The following is a 16,999-nucleotide window of genomic DNA, read 5'->3' as shown; positions in this document are numbered from 1 at the left end:
TGCCGGACTTTCACGAGCCAAGGCCGCGCCAGCCCTCTGGGGAAGCTGACGCGGCCTGTTCTGGTCATTTCGGAGTGCGAGGGGCTCAGACCAGCACGTCGCCGTCGCGGGCGACGATGCGTCCGCCCGAAATGACCAGCTTGCGCGGGGGGCAACGGATCAGCGCATCGGAGACGTTTTCGGCATCGACCAGCACGATATCGGCGCGCGAATCCGCGACCAGGTCATGCACGTCGCGTCCGACAAAATGCGCGCCGCCCTTGGTTGCCAGTTCCACGGCAGCAAGGAGTTTGTCGTCATGGCGCAGACCGCTCAACCGTGCGAACTGATGCGCGACGCGCAGCATGTCGCCATCGCCGAAGGGCGACCACAAATCGCGGGTGCCGTCGGTGCCTAGCCCGAGAGGCACGGAACGTTGCCGCATCTGCTGCCAGGGAAGCGGCGCCGTACCGCCCATGGCAACCGTCGTCCATGAAACACCCGCTTCCGCGAGCTTCTCGACGATCTCCTCCTGGACGTTCTGGGGCAGCGTGCCGAGCACGAAGCCGTGCGAGATGGTGACGCGACCCTGCAGGCCGGCATCGATCGTGCGACGCATGACCTGACGAAACTCGTAGACGCCGAGCGAGCCGAACTCGTGCAGGTGGAAGTCGAGCCCGACGTTGCGCTTCACGGCGATGTCGAAGAGCCCGTCCAGCACAGCCTCGACATTGCCGTCGATGGTACCAGGGTCGAGGCCGCCGATATTGTCCGCGCCCGCCTTTGCCGCCTCGTCGAGCAGCTGCATCACGCCGGGGCGGCGCAGCACGCCGTCCTGCGGGAATGCGACGGTCTCGACCTGGATGGCATCGCCGAGCTCGGCCTTTGCCGCCTCGACGCACTCCAGCCCACGCAACCCGACGCCCAGGTCGACGTCGACATGCGTGCGAGTTGCCGTCGTGCCGTTGCGCACGAACTGGCGCAGCACGGCGGCCGAGGACGCAGCATTCGGAACGCCATACTTGTCGCGCTGGGCGCGCTCGTTGGCGATCCAGCCTTCGACGGTCGGGCGGTCGGAGTAGGTGTAGCCGACCCAGGGCTTGCCCCACCAGCTCTTGTCGACATGAGCATGGGTGTTGACGAAGCCAGGCATGGCAAGCAGGCCGTTGCCGTCGACGTCGCCGGCTTCCGCCTTCGAGGCCGGGCGTATGCCGGCAATCCGGTCACCCTCGATCAGGATGTCCACCGGCTCGGCGCCCCACGGGCGCACGTTGGACAGCGCGTAACTCTTGTCTTTCATCATGTTGGTCCTTGAATTGTCGTCATACGGTCGCGGTCGGACCGAAACTCAGCGGACGCGACGCAGGAATGCCGCGGTCCGTTCATGCCTTGGGTTGTCGAGCACATCGCGCGCCGGCCCGTCCTCGAGAACGCGGCCCTGGTCCATGAACACCACCCGGTCGGCAACCTCGCGGGCGAAGCCGATCTCGTGCGTGACGACCAGCATCGTCATGCCTTCTTCGGCCACCTTTCGCATGGTGGTGAGCACCTCGCCTACAAGCTCGGGGTCGAGTGCGCTGGTCGGTTCATCGAACATCATCAGACGCGGTTCCATCGCCAGCGCCCGGGCGATGGCCACGCGCTGCTGCTGGCCACCCGACAGCTGGCTCGGATAGGCATCGGCCCGCTCGGACATCCCGACAAGCGCAAGCAGCTTCTCGGCCTTGTCGATGCTCTCCTTGCGCGGGCGCTTCAGGATCTGCACCGGGCCGTAGACGACATTCTCCAGGGCGGTCATGTTGCCGAAGAGATTGAAGTGCTGGAACACCATGCCGATATGCTGGCGCGCCTTGGCGACGGCGCGCTCATGCTGTTCGTAGAGCACGCCGCCGCGAAGCTCGTAGCCGATGCGTTCGCCCGCCACCTCGATCAGACCACCATCGACAGGGTCAAGGTGGTTGATGCAGCGCAGCAGCGTGCTCTTGCCCGAGCCGGATGGCCCCAGGACGCAGACGATCTCGCCCTTGCGGACCTGGATGTCGACGCCCCGCAGGACATGGTTTTCGCCAAGCCACTTGTTGACGCCCTCGACCTTGAGCATCGTGTTTGTCGCACCCATCACGCCGTCCCTCCGCTCACGGCGACGGTCACATTTGTGGTCGTCGGACGTTGCTTCTTCCGGCGCGCCTGGCGCGACCCCGGCTGGCTCACATTGAAGTGCTTTTCCAGGAAGTGCTGGCCGATGCTGGCGACGGTGACCAGGAGCAGGTACCAGAGCACCGCGACGATCAGCAGCGGCAGGATCTTGAAGTTCTGGCCATAGACCAGTTGTGCCCTGGTGAGCAGGTCGCTGCCGCCGATGACGGAGACCAGCGACGTCGCCTTGAGCATGCCGATGAACTGGTTGCCCGTCGGCGGGATGATCACGCGAATGCTCTGCGGCAGGACGATCTTGCGAAGCGCCTCGCCGCGGGTCAGTCCGAGGCTCATTCCCGCATCGATCTGTCCGGCCGGCACCGACAGCATGCCGCCGCGGATCACCTCAGCCATGTAGCCGGACTCGGCCAGCGACAGCGCGATCAGACCGGCGGAAAATCCTGAGATGAGGCTGTTCGTGCTGTACCCGAAGATCGTCGGGAACAGCACCGCGAGATTGTACCAGAGCAGCACCTGCACCAGCATCGGAACGCCGCGGAAGAACCAGACATACCCACGCCCGATGACGCTCGCGACCTTGTTCTGGCTCTGCATCATCAAGGCGATGACAAAGGCGAGCACGATGGAGATCAGCATCGCGAGCACGGACAGCTGGATCGTCACCCCGACGCCGCCGAGAATGACCGGATGGAACATGAATTGAGCAGCCACGCCCCACTCCATGTTCGGATTGCCGGCCTGGGAAACCGTGAACATCGACAGCAGTGCCGCGACAATCAGGGCGGAGACGATCTGCCCGTATTTCATGCGTTGCTTGGCGCGCACAGGCGCAGATTGCGTTGCGGGCTCTTCGCCCGGCCGCCGCACATAGTGCGCGACGACCGGGCTGACTTCGCTTTGCTCAGAGCCCTCGAAATTGAGGTGCGACATGAGAGTCAGTCCTTCGCCAGATTGACCCCGTAGTCTTCGAGTTTGATGACTTCGACCTTCCAGTCGGCAAGGATCTCGTCATAGGTGCCGTCTTCATGGATGGCCTTGAGTGCCGCGACGAAGCCGTCACGCAGCGCGCTCTCCTCCTTGTTGAAGGTCATCCCGAGATAGACCTTCGGCTCGAACTCGATCGGCAGGGAGTCGAGCACATCGCCGGTCTCGCGCATCAAGACGGACACGGCCAGGTCAGGCCAGATCATCGCATCGATGCGGCCAGAGGTGAGGGCAAGGTTCTTGTCGCTGCTGTTGGGGTAGGAGACGAGCTTCGTCGGTTCCTTGCCTTCGGCAGTGCATGCCGCGGCCATCAGGTCGACCAGACGCTGCGCGTCGCTGCCCTTGACGTCACCGATCGTGATGCCGCAGCCGCCGTTTACCGCACCCGTTATCCCCTTCGGATTGCCCTTGGCGATCATGAACACCGAGCCGGCCAGCTGGTAGTCGATGAAGTCGACCTTTTCCTGGCGGTTCTTGCGGTCGGTCATGCCCGCGATCGCTGCATCGAACTTCTTGCTCTGCATGCCGATAAGGATCTGGTCGAAGGGCACCTTGTCCCACTGGACCGGCAGGCCGAGCTTTGCTGCCATCGCCTCCATGAGGTCGACATTGTAGCCCTTGATGGCGGACTCGCCGATCGGAGTGAAGTTCGCGGGCTCGAAGTCGGGCTGGGTGGCAATCACCAACACGCCCTTTTCGCGATACTTCTCAGGCACAAGCTTGGCCAGCGGGGCGTCCGGCTTGAACCCGGCCTCCGAGGCGCCAGCCGGGCTGTAGGCGGCACCACCGAGCAGGGTCAGGCTCGCTGCCGCTGCACCGATGGCCATCCGGACGCGATGCTTCCAAGGGTATGACATTGCTATTTCTCCTCCGTCTGTTGCAACCGATAAACCGTGGGCCTCCTCCGGCCGCACGTCGGTCAGGTGTTTGCGCTACGATCGGCTTACGGTCTCGGCAGTGGTCTTAGGGACACGGCGGGCAGGCGTGGCGCGGACCCGGAAATGACCTGTGTCGGAGCGTGCTCTGGTCATGCAGTCCAATCTGTCCGAGATGGCTAAGGCGTTGGCAGTCAGCAATTCTCAGTAGCTTCAAATTAGAGCATTTGAAAATTAAATAGATGGATGATATCCATTCGGAAATTCAATTCGAAGAGAATGGGCAGCACGTGCTCGATCCCCGCCTTCTCCGCGCCTTCATCGGCATCCTCGACACGGGCAGCTTCACCCGTGCCGCAGAGCAGTTGCACCTGACGCAATCGACGATCAGCCAGCAGCTCGCCAGGCTGGAGGAGACTGTTGGCCATGCGCTGATTGATCGGGAAGCAAGACCGATCAGCGCCACCGCCTCGGGCGAGCGCCTGCAAGGCTATGCCCGCCGCATCCTCACGCTTCAGCAGGAGGCTCAGGCCGCGCTGGGCGATCCTGCAGGCTTGACGGCCATTCGCATTGGATTGGCAGAAGACATCTTCGACGGCCCGATGGCGGCCTTGTTCCGGGAGTTCGCGCAAGGACGCCGCGAGATCAGGATGGACGTGACATCAGGGCTGAGCCGCGACCTGACCCGGCGCTACCGGGATGGCGAGTTCGACATCGCCGTGGTCAAGGAGCCCGCCCAGAGCGCGGATGCGCGCGCGTCCTTCCCCGAGCCCATGGCGTGGCTAGAGGCGGTCGATTCCGATCGCGACTGGCCGGACCCAATGCCGCTGGTGGTCTTCTCACCGGGCGGCCTGTACCGCGACCAGATGTTCGAGCGCATCGAACGGGAACGCCGCCGCTGGTATGTCGCCTTCTCGAGCAGCAGCCTTCTGAACATTCTTGTGGCTGTCGAGGCTGGCTTTGGCATCACCCTGCTACCCGTCGCAACCACCCCCGGAAGACGGGTCAAGACTTACGCGCCGTTCGGCACCGAACCACCGATCGCCGTCTCCATTTACTCCTGGGAGCAGACCGGCCCGATCAAGGAACTTGTCGACTGGATGTCTGCCATGCTGGGCCTGCGCGCCAGCGCGACCAACGCCATCATTCAAGGCTGATCAGCACAATTCGCAAACCGCCTGGCGCGGGCATCAGCCGACTGCCCCGTCCTGCTCAATTCAGGATTGGATAGCTCGGCGCGAAGATCTCCGACACCGGCGGATGCTCAAAGCTTCTGTCGGGATACTTGGCGATCAGCCCTTCGAACTGCCGTTGGGCGCGTTCGCGGGCGGCACGTATATCGAAACCTGCGAGCTTGCCCTCGAGCATCGACAGGCGTCCGTCGACAAACACCGCCTGCGTGACCTTGCCCGAGCCGCCAAGCACCAGTGTGGTGATCGGATCGACAGTCGGCGTCATGTAGGGGTCGTCGAGGCGGAAGATCGCGATGTCGGCCTTCGTGCCGGCGGCAAGCCGGCCGATATCGGTCCGGCCCAGCGCCTTGGCGCCGCCCAGCGTGGCGGCATCGTAGAGATCCTTGCTGAGAACGGCGTCGGATGCCTTCTCGCTGATCCGGCATCCGACGAGTCCCATCAGCAGGTTCATCAGCATGTCCTGCGGTGCCGTGTCGGTTGCCATGCCGATGTTGATGCCGAGCTTCCGGCAGGAGGCGAAGGAGTTCAGCGTGCTGCCCATGCGCGCCGACACCAGCGGCGAGTGCGCGATAGAGACGCCGTTTTCGGCATAGAGCTTCAGGTCGTCGAGCGAGGCATGGGTGCCGTGCGGGGTGATCAGTCGCTCGCTCAACAGGCCATGATCGCCCATCCAGCGCGGCCCAGACACACCATGCAGCTTGTGCATGGTGTCGAGCTCGAGCTTGCCCTGGGCCATATGCAGCCGCACCCGGCAATCGAGATCGCGCGCCGCAGCCATCGTCCGCTGCAGGACTTCGAGCGTGCAGGTCTCGACCCGGTCGGGCGCGAGCATGCCGTTGACCAGCCCGCCATGCCGGCCGTGCTGGCGCTCGATGAAAGCTATCGCATCGTCGAGACCGGCCAGCCCTCGTGCCTCGTCGAAGTCAGGCACGATCTTGCCCGGCGCCTCCAGCACCATGCCGCCCGAGCGGTAGGCGGGGCTGAGAAACACGCGAAGACCGAGGTCACCGGCCGCGTCCGCTGCCGCATCGAATTCGGCGGCCGTCTCGCCCCATTCGCGATAGTAGAGCGAGGCAATAGGTGCTGCCGACGTGACGCCGTTGAGCAAGGACAGGCCGAAGGCGAACTTCTTCTGGAAGGCCAATTCCTCGGGCGAATACATCTCGTAGGGTCCACGCTCGACATAGGAGCGCGGCCAGATGCGGCCCTTGGCCCATCCGGGCTGGTTGTCGTGGACGAGCACATAGGTGTCGATGTCGGACAGCGCATCGAGGTCGATCAGGCCGGGGCTGATCAGGGCTGCGCCGAAGTCGATGCGTCTCGCCACCTCGCCATCGAAGCGGCGGCCGGCGAAGATGACCTCGCCCCCTTCGACCACCAGCTCTCCGCGCGGCACCAGGCAATGCCCTTCGCCGTTGTAGGCAAGCAGCCAGTCGGCGGTCATGAGGGTACGGCCGGCCGGCCGCTGGCCAAGGGTCAGCTCTTCGGGACGTGTCATCGCCAATCCAGTCTGAAGTCGTCGCGCCTGCCGGCGAGCGGGCGCTGCCAAAGAAAGGGCGCTTCACCTTTCAGGATGAAGCGCCCAGGTCTTCTTGGGAGTTACGGTTTGGCTGGGCTTAGTCGCCGGCCATCTGCGTCAGCCAGTGGCGCGGCTTGTTGTCCGAGCGGAAGTCGACGCTCTTGACCTTGGCCTGCGTCGCCCAGGCGATCGGCTGCTGGTGCAGCGGAACGAGGATCGTGTCGTCCTTGGCGATCTTGAGGGCTGCTTCTTCCAGCGCCAGGCGCTTGGCGACATCAGGTTCCTGCACGGCCTGCGCAACCAGCTTGTCCAGCTCCGGATACGACCATCCGCCATAGTTCGAGACGCCGACCTTGTCGTTCTTGGTCGACAGCACCTGGGCCAGGATCGAGTAGGCGTCGAGCGTCGGCTCGTTGGCCCAGCTCAGGTTGAACATGTCGGCCTTGCCCTGCGTGCGCTTCGGCGATTGGACGGCGCGCGGCGCAATGTCGATCGAGACGTCGAAGCCGGCGCGCTTCAGCATGTTGGCGATGCCGGCGCAGAAGTCCTCCTCGTTGATGCTCTCGTCGTTGGAGCACATGTAGGTGAACTTCAGGCCTTCCTGGCCGGCTTCCTTGAGCAGCGCCTTGGCGCGTTCCGGATCGGCCTTGCTGTAGGTGTCGAGCGACTTGGCATAGCCTGCGATCTCAGGCGCGATCAGCGAGCCGGACGGACGGGCGAGGCCGCGCATCACCTTGGCATTGATCAGGTCGCGGTCGATCGCAGCCTCGACGGCCTGACGTACACGCACGTCGTTAAACGGGCTGGGACGACCGTCTTCCAGCTTCTCCTTGCGGTTGAAGCCGAGGAAGACCGTGCGGAACTCCTGCTTCTTCAGCACCGTCAGGCCGGGCGTGCTTTCGAGACGCGGCAAATCCTGGATCGGCGCGGAGTCGACGAGGTCGACTTCGCCCGACAGCAGTGCTGCGACACGGGTCGCCGGCGAGGCGATCGGCATGTATTCGATGCGGTCGAGATTGTGCTTCTTCTCATCCCACCAGAGATCGTTGACCAGCAGCACGGTCTTGCTGTCGGCGACGCGGCTTTCGAGCTTGAAGGGGCCCGTGCCGTTGGTGTTGTGGGTGGCGAAGCCTTCCGTCTTGGTGTCGACGGCGGTCGGCTTCTCCGTGTTGTTGTCCTTCAGCCACTTGCCGCTGAACATGAAGATGTTCGTCATGTCGTTGAGGAACAGCGACGTCGGCGCCGAGACCTCGATGTCGACCGTGTGGTCATCGACCTTCTTGCTGCTGACGTAGAGCGGGATGTTGCCGCGCAGCGGCGAGGCCGGATCGGTGACGCGGTTGAGCGAGGCGATCACGTCGTCCGCGGTGAAGTCGGCACCGTTGTGGAACTTGACGCCCTGGCGCAGGGTGAAGCGCCAGACCTTGTTGTCGATCAGCTCCCACTTGGTCGCCAGCGCCGGCTCGATCTTGAAGTTGGCGTCGTAGCGAACCAGGCCCTCATAGATGTGGTTGAGGAACGACAGGTTGAACGTCGACGCGATCGAATCAGGATCGAGCGAATAGATATCGGCGCGGCCGCCCCAACGCAGGGTTTCGGCACTGGCCGGTGCCGAGATGGCGATTGCTGCAACGGCACCGAGAATGAGTTTCTTAAAGCGAGACATTTTACCTCCCAAGGATCGCGCTTGCTGGAACCCACCATCGATCTGATCGACAGGATTGTCAACAATCTTGTTGACGCAATTTCGCTGAATCGGTAGCAAAATTACGTCGGGTCACGCTGGCGCCATGCGGCGTCGAGCCAACCGATGGGGCTGCCAGAAGGCCGGTGGCCAGCGGAAATGGAGGAAAAACCGCATGAGCGATCTGCTGTTGCTGCACGGAACCATCGTCACCGTCGACCCCGATCGGCGCATCATCGAAGACGGCGCAATCGCGATCAGGGATGACAGGATTGTCGACATTGGTTCGGCGAGCGAGCTCGAACCACGGCATCAGGACAAGAAGGCTGTCGACTGCCGTGGCAAGCTGATCATCCCCGGTCTCATCGACGCCCACGGCCATGCCGGGCACGTGCTGATCCGCAGCATCGGAGCAGACACAAACTCGATGTGGATGCAGATCGTCACCCCGACCTACTACCACTACATGACGCGCGACTATTGGTATGCCGACGGCCTGGTATCGGGCCTCGAGCGCCTGCGCGCCGGCGTCACGACAGGTGTCAGCATCATCGCGTCGATGCCGCGCAGCGACGATCCGGTCTTTGCCAGCAACCATGCCAAGGCCTATGGCGAGATCGGCCTGCGCGAGATCATCTGCGTCGGCCCGGCCGGCCTGCCCTGGCCGCATCCGGTCACACGCTGGGAAAGCGGCAAGCCGGAACGCCGACACATCCCCTTCGAGCAGATGATCGAGGGCGCAGAGGCAACGATCCAGGAGCTGAACGGCAGCGCCGACGGGCGCATCAAGGTGTTCCTGACGCCCTTCACCATCGTGCCGTCGCTCGATCCGTCCAACGCCAGCACACCGGACCGGGCGGTCAAGCTCACCGACAATGACCGCATGCAGGCCCGCCGCGTGCGCGAAACCGCCCGCAAATGGGGCGTTCGTATCCACTCCGACGCCTTCGCCGGCCAGATCCGCATGGCCTTCCAGGACAAGGAAAACGCCATCCTCGGACCCGACGTCCACCTGCAGCACTGCTGGGGCATATCACATGAAGAGGTCGACATTCTTGCCGAGACCGGCACCTTCGTCACGCACGCCCCACCCGGCCGCTCGACGCCGATCCTCGACATGATCTCCAAGGGTGTGCCGGTTGCCGTCACCTCCGATGGCGTCTCGCCGAGCCGCCACTTCGACATGTTCCAGATGGCGCGGCTTGCCCAGTACACGCAGCACCTGCTGCACAATCACGACCGCTATTTGCTGCCGCCGGGCAAGATGTTCGAGATGATCACCATCGACGCCGCGAGAGCACTCGGCATGGACCACGAGATCGGCTCGCTGGAGGTCGGCAAGAAAGCCGATATCGCCATCATCAACATGCGCCAGCCGCATCTGACGCCGAACTGGATGGTCGTTCACCGGCTGGTCCAGCAGGTTCTCGGCAGCGACGTCGACACCGTCATCGTCGACGGCAAGATCCTGATGGAAGGCGGCAAGGTGCTGACCACCGACATGGAACAGGCGCTCGATTTCGGCGAGCGCGAGGCGCAGGCCCTTGTCGAACGGGCAGGCCTTAAGGCACACATGCACGATCCCGCCTGGGGCAAGCTCTATCGCACCTTCGAGGAAGCGGTGGTGCCACCGGCGCCACCGGTTCTGTAAGATCGGGCATCGATGGCTGCCTGCCGAAGCAGGCAGCCACCATCCACCAAAGCAAAGGGGCCCAAGGGCCCCTTTGTCGTTTCCGGTACTAGCTGTTCGCCGCTCTCAACTGCAGATCGACATCGGCAGGCGCCGGTCCCTTCTGGCGCGGGAAATCATAGGCGTTGACCTTCGACGTGACATAGCCGGCGCCGACAAGCGCCTCTGCGATCTTCAGCGCGGCGGTGACGCCGTCGATGACCGGCACGCCCGTTGCCTTGGCCAGACGATCGCACAGGCTCGACATGCCGGCACAGCCGAGGATGATCGCCTCGGCGCGGTCATAGAGCTTTGCCCGCTCGATCGTCTCGATCAGCAGGCGCTCTGCCGTCTCAGGGTCTTCCTCGAGCCCGAGCACCGGCAGGTCGATGGCGTGCACGGCGCGGCAATGGTGCCCGGCACCATAGGCCTGGACGATGTCCTCGATGATCGGCACCGAGCGCGGCAGCGTGGTGACGACGGAGAAGCGGCGGCTGATCGTCATCGCCACCTGCACGGCAGCCTGGCAGATGCCGATGACCGGCCCCTTGGCGACTTCGCGGGCGGCATGCAGGCCGGGGTCGTCGAAGCAGGCGATGACATAGGCGTCGACGCCCTCACCCTCGCCCTTGCGGATTTCCGACAGCATGTCCGGCACCGCCAGCGCCTCGTCGGCGCTGCCTTCGATGCTGACAGGTGTTCTGGTCGGGTTGACGGCACTCACATGCGTCGCCGCATTGGCAACGCGCAGCGCGCTTTCCAGTGCCTGGTTGGTCATGGAAGCGGTCGAATTTGGATTGATCAGGCGGATATGCACTTTGCTGGATCCTACTCGCCGCGTTCGTTTGCCTTGAGCACATCCGCGATCGTCGGTGCCTTCAGCACGAACTGGCGGTCGGAAGTGATGTAGTTGTCTGCGTGAAGCCGGGCGATCGGCTGGTAGACTTCGGGGTTTACATACCGTCCCGCCTCGTCGAGGCAGTCGCGGCGCACATGCATGTGCACGACTTCGCCCAGCACGAGCAGGCGGCGTGGATATTCGATCAGCCGCTCGACGCGGCATTCGAATGCGCATGGTGCGTTGGTCACGTAGTCGACGTCGATCTGGGCGCCGCGAGCGGTGGGCAGCCCTGCCATTTCAAGTTCGTCGACATCGCTTTCGAAGCCCAGGCCGCAGACGAGCATCTGCTGCGACAGGGCCATGTCGACCATATTGACCACGAACTCGCCGCTCCGCCTGATATTGACCACCGTGTCCTTGTCCTCGCCGGAAAGACGCGGCTGGATACCCAGCACGACGATCGGCGGCTCATGGGAGAATACGTTGAAGAAACTCATCGGGGCTGCATTGCTGCGCCCCGTGGCCGTGCGGGTGGTGACGAGCGCAATCGGCCGCGGACCAATGAAATTGGTCAGCAGGCGATAGCGGCTTTCCATCTCCAGCCTGGTGAAATCGAACTCCATATGCCCTCTCAAACCCGAACCGCTTGGTACACAATTTTATGCTGGATTGTCCGCAAAGGGGGGTTCGGGTAATTTATTGGAATGTTGACTTTTAAGTGTCCATGACGAATGTCGGCCATCGCAGGAGGCAGCGCTTCATGACCGAACAAGCAAGCGTTTCGACACAACAGATCGTCGAAAAAGTATGGCTTTCTATTGCCGAGCGGCGGCTGCGTCCGGGCGTCCAGCTCAAGGAAGGCCAACTGGCCGAAATCTTCGACGTCAGCCGCGCGCGCATTCGCCAGGCATTGACCGCGCTCGAGCGCGAAGGGCTTGTCACCATCATCCCCAATCGCGGCGCTTTCGTGTGCCAGCCGTCCGTCGACGAGGCCCGGGAGGTGTTCTTCGTGCGCCGATCGGTTGAGCGCTGCGTCATCGAGCGTATCTGCACTTCGCGGTCGAAGGCCGACGTCGTCAGGTTGCGCAGCCATGTCGCGCGCGAAAGGGTCGCAAACGCCAACGACGCCACCACCGACATCATCAAGCTGTCCGGTGGCTTCCACCTCCTGCTCGCCGAGCTCTCCGGTTCGGACTTCCTCTTCGGCATGATGCGCGACCTGATCTCGCGCACCTCGCTGATCACCGCCGTGTATCGCAACACCGCGCGCTTCAATTGCGGGCCGGACGAACATGACGAAATCGTCGAGGCCATTGCCGCCGGCGACGTCGAAAAGGCCTCGCGGCTGATGCAACATCATCTCGACCATGTCGAGTCCGAGCTGGACCTCAGGGAGGTCCGCGACATGTCGCATGACCTCAAGGCCGCCTTGGCGTAACCCGCATCCCTCATCGTCACTCATCGGTCACGAGGTGACATGCCACGCGCGTTCCACCCGCGAGCGTGCGCACCGCCGGGAGCTCGGATGAGCAGCGTGCGGTGGCCATCGGGCATCGCGGATGGAACGGACAGCCCGACGGCGGCTTGAGCGGGCTTGGCACCTCGCCACCTGCAACGACGCGATCCCGGTGCGGATCCTTGACGTTGGGGATCGTCTCGAGCAGCAGCTGCGTGTAGGGATGGCGCGGCTTGGCAAACAGTGCCTCCGTCTCCCCCTCTTCGACGATGCGGCCGAGATACATGACCGCAATGCGGTCGGACATGTGCCTGACCACGCTCATGTCGTGGCTGATGAACAAATAGGTCAGGCCGAATTCGTCCTGCAACTTGCGCATGAGGTTCAGCACCTGCGCCTGCACCGAGACGTCGAGTGCCGACGTCGGCTCGTCGCAGACCAGAAAGCGCGGCTCGCCGGCAAGCGCACGCGCGATCGAGATGCGCTGGCGCTGGCCGCCGGAGAATTCGTGCGGGAACTTGTCGCCGTCCGACGCCGACAGGCCGACGGTCTTCAGCAGCTCCACCACGCGCTCTTCGATCTCCGCCGCCGTGTTCCTGAGCTTAAGCTCGCGGATCGGCTCGGCGATGATGTTCTTCACCCGCCAGCGCGGGTTGAGCGAGGCGTAGGGATCCTGGAAGATCATCTGGGCCGCCAGCGGCTTGCCGTCCTCGCCGGGAGCGAAGCGCATCTCGCCGCCATTGGCCCGGTAGAGGCCCGTCACCAGGCGGGCGACCGTCGACTTGCCGCAACCGCTTTCGCCGACCAGGCTGAGGCAACCGCCCAACGGCACCTCGAAGCTGATGTCGTTGACCGCCTGCAGGTACTGGCGCGGCTTGCGCTCGACCACGCGGTTCAGCCACGGCGCCGACACGTCGAATGTCTTGATCAGCCCGTTGACGCTCAGCGCCGAGGTCTTGTGTGAAGTCATCGCGGTCATGCGGTTCCTCCTGCATTCATCCAGCAAGCGCTTGCCCCGTTGCCCGAAGTCACGAGACCCGGCCGTTCACGCGAGCAGCGTGGCCCGGCGTCCTTGCAGCGCGGGTTGAAGGCGCAGCCATCGGGAATGGCGTCGAGCCGCGGCATCGAGCCGTCGATCTGATTCAGCTGCTTGACGCGCGCGCCGAGTGCGGGGATCGAAGCCATCAGCCCCCGCGTGTAGGGGTGCTTGGGCGCATGCAGCACCTCGGCGACAGGTCCGATCTCGACGAGGCGACCGGCATACATCACCGCAATGCGGTCGGCGGTCTCGGCAATGACGCCCATGTCATGCGTCACCAGCATCACCGCCGTCTGCTTCTCCTTGCACAACTTGCGCAGCAGCGAGGTAATCTGCGCCTGGATGGACACGTCGAGCGCGGTGGTCGGCTCATCGGCGATGATCAGCTTGGGCGAGGCGGCCAGCGCAAGCGCAATCACCACGCGCTGTCGCATGCCGCCCGAAAACTGGTGCGGATACTGGCCGAAGCGATCCTCCGGCGAAGGAATGCCGACATCCTTGAGCAGCGAGATCGCCCGTGCCCTGGCTTCGGCCTTGCCCATGCCGAGATGCTGACGGATGGTTTCGGTCAGCTGTGCACCGACGGTGAACAACGGGTTGAGCGAAGTCAGCGGGTCCTGGAAGATCGCACCGATCTCGCGGCCGCGGATCGTCTCCATCTCGCGGTCGTTGAGCTGGTCGATGCGGCGATCGCCAAGCCATATCTCGCCTTCGGCGATGCGGCCCGGCCGCTCGAGCAGGCCCTGGATCGCCAGGCCCGTCATCGACTTGCCGGCACCGGACTCGCCGACGACGCCGAGGATCTCGCCGGGTCGGATCGACAGGCTCACGTCGGAGAGCGCGGTGGCAACCCCGCGGCGGCCGGGAAACTCGACCTTGAGGTTGCGTACTTCAAGCACTGCCTTCTCGGCTTCAGCCATTGTCGTTGACCTCTATCGGATAGCTGGGCGGGAAGATTTCCGAAACAGGCGGGTTGCCCCAGCTGCGCTCCGGATACTTGGCGATGAGACCGTCGAACTGGCGCTGCGCAAGCTGGCGCGCGGCCTTCATGTCGATGCCGGCAACCTCGCCGAAGCGCATCGACAGGCGCCCGTCGACGAACACGGCCTGGGTGACCTTGCCCGATCCGCCGGTTACCAGCGTGGTGATCGGATCGATAGACGGCGCCATGACCGCGTCGTCGAGGCCGAACACGGCGATGTCGGCGCGCGCGCCTGAGATCAGCTTGCCCAGGTCGTCGCGGCCAAGCGCCTTGGCGCCGCCGAGTGTCGCTGCGTCGAACAGATCGGCACTCCGGACACGGTCCGGAGCCCGGTCGTTGATGCGGCAGGCGATCAGGCCGACAAGCAGGTTCATCAGCATGTCGGCAGGCGTCGTGTCGGTGCCCATCGCGATGTTGATGCCACGTTCCTTGCACTTGGAGAACGAGTTGAGCGTGCTGCCGCCACGGGCCGAAACCAGCGGGCAATGCACGATCGACACGCCGTTCTCGGCATAGAGACCGAGGTCTTCCTCGGTGGCGTTGGTGGCATGCGGCGCGATCAGACGGTCGTTGAGCAGACCGGCGCGTGCCAGCCACACAGGTGCTGTCGCACCATGCAGCTTGCGCACGGTGTCGACTTCCATAGAGCCCTGCGCCATGTGCAGGCGGATCCTGCAACCGAGTTCTGCAGCCGCGGCTTGCGTCTGGCGCAGCAGCTCCTCGGTGCAGGTCTCGACACGGTCCGGCACCAGCAGGCCGCGCACCAGGTCGCCATGGCGACCGTTCTGCCGCCCGATGTAGTCGACGGCGTCGCGCAGTCCGGCGAGGCCGCGCTTCTCGTCGAACACTGCTTCCATGCGGCCCGGCTCTTCAAGCACCATGCCGCCGGCGCGATAGGCCGGGCTGAGATAGACGCGCAGGCCAAGCTCTCCGGCCGCATCGGCCGCCGCGTCGAACTCGGCAACCGTCTCGCCCCACTCGCGATAGAACAGCGAGGCGATGGGCGCGGCCGTGGTGATACCGTTCAGCAGCAGCTGGCCGAAGGCAAAACGCTTCTGGAAGGCCAACTCCTCCTGCGAATACATCTCGTAGGGGCCGGCTTCGACGTAGTGGCGCGGCCAGACACGGCCCTTGGCCCAACCCGGATGGTGGTCGATGCCCAGGATGGTGGTGTCGAGATCCGACAGCGCATCGAGATCGATGAGGCCGGGGCTGACAAGTGCATTGCCGAAATCGATGCGGCGGGCGACCTCGCCGGCAAAATCGGTACCGACATAGATCACCTCGCCACCGTCGATGACGACCTGGCCATTGGGGATCAGCCGGTGGCCACCATCGCGGTGACCGAGCACCCAGGCGGCGGTGATGAGCGTGCGCCCTTCGGGACGCTTGCCGAGTTCGAGCGTGTCGAGAACCTGTCTTGTCATGGCATTTCCACCGTGGCCTGGCCGTTGCGCGCGGTGACGCGACCGCCCTTGACGACCAGCGGGCGCGGCGCGACATCGACCACGGCGTGGGCCAGCGTCTCGCCGGTCAGCAGGGTCAGGTCTGCGTTGCAGCCTTCGGCGAGGCCGTAGCCCTCGATGCGCATGACATCCGCGCCGCCCTGCGAGACGACGTGCAACACATGCGCCAGCTCGATGTCCGAGCGCAGGCCGTTCTTCATGCCGACCACCTTGGCGCGGTCGAGCATGTCGGGCTGGCCCCAGGGGCCCCAGGTGTCGCGGATGCCGTCGCAGCCGGCGCCGACGCGGACGCCTGCCTGCTTGAGGCGCATGATCGACGGCACGGTGGCCGACGGCGCACCCGTGGTCAGGATCGCCACGTCGAGTTCGGCGATCTGTTCGATCAGCTGGCCGACGCGCAGATAGTCGTTCATGCCGAGTGCAAAGGCGTGGCTGATCGCAACCTTGCCCTGCATGCCGTTGGCGCGGATGCGCTCGAACATCAGTTCCATGGTGAAGGCGCCAAGATCGCCCGCCTCATGGAGGTGAATGTCGATCGGGCACTGGTGCTTCAGCGCCAGGGCGAAGAGCGCGTCGAGCTGGCCCTTGGGGTCGCGGTCGATGCCGCAGGGATCGATGCCGCCAAGAACCTCGCAGCCCTGGCTGAGTGCCTCGTCGAGCAGTTCCAGCGTGCCCGGCATGACCATCAGGCCCGACTGCGGGAAGGCGACGATCTCGATGTCGATGAAGCCTTTCAGCTTCTCGCGGGTTTCCATGATGCCGTCGACGAGCGCCAGCTTGTGGACCGGATCGATGTCGACATGGCTGCGGATATGCGTCGCGCCATGGGCGGCGAGGCCGATGGCATGGCGCATCGACTGGCGATGTGGGTCGATGCCGATCTCGATGCGGTGCTCGCGCTCGAAATCGATCCGCTCGCGCAGCACGGCGCGGCGATTGTTCTCGTGCCAGGGCATGCCCCAGGTGGTCTTGTCGAGATGGGTATGCGCGTCGATCAGGCCCGGAATGGCGATGGCGCCCTTGCCATTCTCGACCGGCATGCCGGGGTCTGGCTCGAAACGGCCAATGCCGGCGATCCGCCCGTCGCGGATCAGCAGATCGGAATTCGCACCGCCATAAGGACGAACGTTGCGAAGCAACAGGTTGGTCATCACG

The 16,999-nt window shown here is 64.2% G+C and carries 15 protein-coding genes; 3 read left to right on the top strand and 12 right to left on the bottom strand.

What is annotated here, in order from left to right; all coding sequences use genetic code 11:
* Positions 1-85: 85 nt before the first annotated feature.
* From IG197_RS16335 to IG197_RS16320, 4 genes are read right to left on the bottom strand one after another with little or no spacing between them, the layout of a single operon-like run.
* On the bottom strand, positions 86-1,279 hold the full coding sequence (locus IG197_RS16335) for an amidohydrolase (protein ID WP_192313367.1): 1,194 nt from the start codon (positions 1,277-1,279) through the stop codon (positions 86-88).
* Between the two features lie 48 nt (positions 1,280-1,327).
* Positions 1,328-2,098, bottom strand: coding sequence for an amino acid ABC transporter ATP-binding protein (locus IG197_RS16330; protein ID WP_371746464.1), 771 nt, complete (start codon positions 2,096-2,098; stop codon positions 1,328-1,330).
* Positions 2,098-3,066: an amino acid ABC transporter permease gene (locus IG197_RS16325; RefSeq protein ID WP_192313365.1), complete on the bottom strand. Its 969-nt coding sequence runs from the start codon at positions 3,064-3,066 to the stop codon at positions 2,098-2,100. Before IG197_RS16325 ends, IG197_RS16330 begins: the two co-directional genes overlap by 1 nt.
* A gap of 5 nt (positions 3,067-3,071) precedes the next feature.
* Positions 3,072-3,977 carry a transporter substrate-binding domain-containing protein gene (locus tag IG197_RS16320; protein ID WP_192313363.1) on the bottom strand — a complete coding sequence of 302 codons (906 nt, stop codon included), beginning with the start codon at positions 3,975-3,977 and terminating at the stop codon, positions 3,072-3,074.
* A 260-nt stretch (positions 3,978-4,237) separates the two neighbouring features.
* Here IG197_RS16320 and IG197_RS16315 point away from each other — a divergent pair, with 260 nt between their 5' ends.
* Positions 4,238-5,152 (top strand): LysR family transcriptional regulator, encoded by a 915-nt coding sequence (locus IG197_RS16315; RefSeq protein ID WP_246765163.1) that lies wholly within the window; start codon positions 4,238-4,240, stop codon positions 5,150-5,152.
* A gap of 55 nt (positions 5,153-5,207) precedes the next feature.
* Here IG197_RS16315 and IG197_RS16310 read toward each other — a convergent pair whose 3' ends face one another.
* Both IG197_RS16310 and IG197_RS16305 read right to left on the bottom strand, forming a co-directional pair.
* Positions 5,208-6,686 (bottom strand): amidohydrolase family protein, encoded by a 1,479-nt coding sequence (locus IG197_RS16310; RefSeq protein WP_192313361.1) that lies wholly within the window; start codon positions 6,684-6,686, stop codon positions 5,208-5,210.
* 118 nt (positions 6,687-6,804) lie between these two features.
* A complete protein-coding gene (locus IG197_RS16305) occupies positions 6,805-8,373 on the bottom strand; it encodes an ABC transporter substrate-binding protein (protein ID WP_067956292.1) in 1,569 nt (522 codons plus the stop codon).
* Positions 8,374-8,566: 193 nt separating this feature from the next.
* On the opposite strand from IG197_RS16305, the gene IG197_RS16300 reads away from it, so the two are divergent.
* Positions 8,567-10,042: an amidohydrolase family protein gene (locus IG197_RS16300; RefSeq protein WP_192313359.1), complete on the top strand. Its 1,476-nt coding sequence runs from the start codon at positions 8,567-8,569 to the stop codon at positions 10,040-10,042.
* Positions 10,043-10,130: 88 nt separating this feature from the next.
* Here the strand turns inward: IG197_RS16300 and IG197_RS16295 are convergent, their stop codons facing one another.
* Together IG197_RS16295 and IG197_RS16290 are read right to left on the bottom strand one after the other, a co-directional pair.
* Positions 10,131-10,877, bottom strand: a complete 747-nt coding sequence (locus tag IG197_RS16295; RefSeq protein WP_192313357.1) for an aspartate/glutamate racemase family protein — start codon at positions 10,875-10,877, stop codon at positions 10,131-10,133.
* Between the two features lie 11 nt (positions 10,878-10,888).
* Positions 10,889-11,524, bottom strand: a complete 636-nt coding sequence (locus IG197_RS16290; RefSeq protein WP_192313355.1) for a flavin reductase family protein — start codon at positions 11,522-11,524, stop codon at positions 10,889-10,891.
* 137 nt (positions 11,525-11,661) lie between these two features.
* Here IG197_RS16290 and IG197_RS16285 point away from each other — a divergent pair, with 137 nt between their 5' ends.
* Complete coding sequence (locus IG197_RS16285; RefSeq protein WP_192313353.1) at positions 11,662-12,339, top strand: GntR family transcriptional regulator; 678 nt, start codon at positions 11,662-11,664, stop codon at positions 12,337-12,339.
* Positions 12,340-12,355: 16 nt separating this feature from the next.
* Here the strand turns inward: IG197_RS16285 and IG197_RS16280 are convergent, their stop codons facing one another.
* Genes IG197_RS16280 through IG197_RS16265 form a run of 4 tightly spaced genes read right to left on the bottom strand, consistent with a single transcriptional unit; the run spans position 12,356 to position 16,995 of the window.
* On the bottom strand, positions 12,356-13,336 hold the full coding sequence (locus IG197_RS16280) for an ABC transporter ATP-binding protein (protein WP_192313350.1): 981 nt from the start codon (positions 13,334-13,336) through the stop codon (positions 12,356-12,358).
* Positions 13,333-14,316 (bottom strand): ABC transporter ATP-binding protein, encoded by a 984-nt coding sequence (locus tag IG197_RS16275; RefSeq protein ID WP_192313348.1) that lies wholly within the window; start codon positions 14,314-14,316, stop codon positions 13,333-13,335. The genes IG197_RS16280 and IG197_RS16275 overlap by 4 nt, the downstream gene beginning before the upstream one ends.
* The gene (locus IG197_RS16270; RefSeq protein WP_192313345.1) at positions 14,309-15,805 is read right to left on the bottom strand and encodes an amidohydrolase family protein; all 1,497 of its coding nucleotides are present in this window, start codon (positions 15,803-15,805) and stop codon (positions 14,309-14,311) included. The genes IG197_RS16275 and IG197_RS16270 overlap by 8 nt, the downstream gene beginning before the upstream one ends.
* Positions 15,802-16,995 carry an amidohydrolase family protein gene (locus IG197_RS16265; protein WP_192313343.1) on the bottom strand — a complete coding sequence of 398 codons (1,194 nt, stop codon included), beginning with the start codon at positions 16,993-16,995 and terminating at the stop codon, positions 15,802-15,804. Before IG197_RS16265 ends, IG197_RS16270 begins: the two co-directional genes overlap by 4 nt.
* Positions 16,996-16,999 lie beyond the last annotated feature (4 nt).

Source organism: Aminobacter sp. SR38 (genome assembly GCF_014843375.1).
Taxonomy (GTDB): domain Bacteria; phylum Pseudomonadota; class Alphaproteobacteria; order Rhizobiales; family Rhizobiaceae; genus Aminobacter; species Aminobacter ciceronei.
Note: the sequence above shows the minus strand (reverse complement) of the source record. Positions and strands in the feature narration are given on the sequence as shown.

Excerpts from the sequence above, each read along its gene's own strand:
- IG197_RS16335 (WP_192313367.1), bottom strand. The coding sequence starts at position 1,279 with ATGAAAGACAAGAGTTACGCGCTGTCCAACGTGCGCCCGTGGGGCGCC.
- IG197_RS16330 (WP_371746464.1), bottom strand. The coding sequence starts at position 2,098 with ATGGGTGCGACAAACACGATGCTCAAGGTCGAGGGCGTCAACAAGTGG.
- IG197_RS16325 (WP_192313365.1), bottom strand. The coding sequence starts at position 3,066 with ATGTCGCACCTCAATTTCGAGGGCTCTGAGCAAAGCGAAGTCAGCCCG.
- IG197_RS16320 (WP_192313363.1), bottom strand. The coding sequence starts at position 3,977 with ATGTCATACCCTTGGAAGCATCGCGTCCGGATGGCCATCGGTGCAGCG.
- IG197_RS16315 (WP_246765163.1), top strand. The coding sequence starts at position 4,238 with ATGGATGATATCCATTCGGAAATTCAATTCGAAGAGAATGGGCAGCAC.
- IG197_RS16310 (WP_192313361.1), bottom strand. The coding sequence starts at position 6,686 with ATGACACGTCCCGAAGAGCTGACCCTTGGCCAGCGGCCGGCCGGCCGT.
- IG197_RS16305 (WP_067956292.1), bottom strand. The coding sequence starts at position 8,373 with ATGTCTCGCTTTAAGAAACTCATTCTCGGTGCCGTTGCAGCAATCGCC.
- IG197_RS16300 (WP_192313359.1), top strand. The coding sequence starts at position 8,567 with ATGAGCGATCTGCTGTTGCTGCACGGAACCATCGTCACCGTCGACCCC.
- IG197_RS16290 (WP_192313355.1), bottom strand. The coding sequence starts at position 11,524 with ATGGAGTTCGATTTCACCAGGCTGGAGATGGAAAGCCGCTATCGCCTG.
- IG197_RS16285 (WP_192313353.1), top strand. The coding sequence starts at position 11,662 with ATGACCGAACAAGCAAGCGTTTCGACACAACAGATCGTCGAAAAAGTA.
- IG197_RS16280 (WP_192313350.1), bottom strand. The coding sequence starts at position 13,336 with ATGACCGCGATGACTTCACACAAGACCTCGGCGCTGAGCGTCAACGGG.
- IG197_RS16275 (WP_192313348.1), bottom strand. The coding sequence starts at position 14,316 with ATGGCTGAAGCCGAGAAGGCAGTGCTTGAAGTACGCAACCTCAAGGTC.
- IG197_RS16270 (WP_192313345.1), bottom strand. The coding sequence starts at position 15,805 with ATGACAAGACAGGTTCTCGACACGCTCGAACTCGGCAAGCGTCCCGAA.
- IG197_RS16265 (WP_192313343.1), bottom strand. The coding sequence starts at position 16,995 with ATGACCAACCTGTTGCTTCGCAACGTTCGTCCTTATGGCGGTGCGAAT.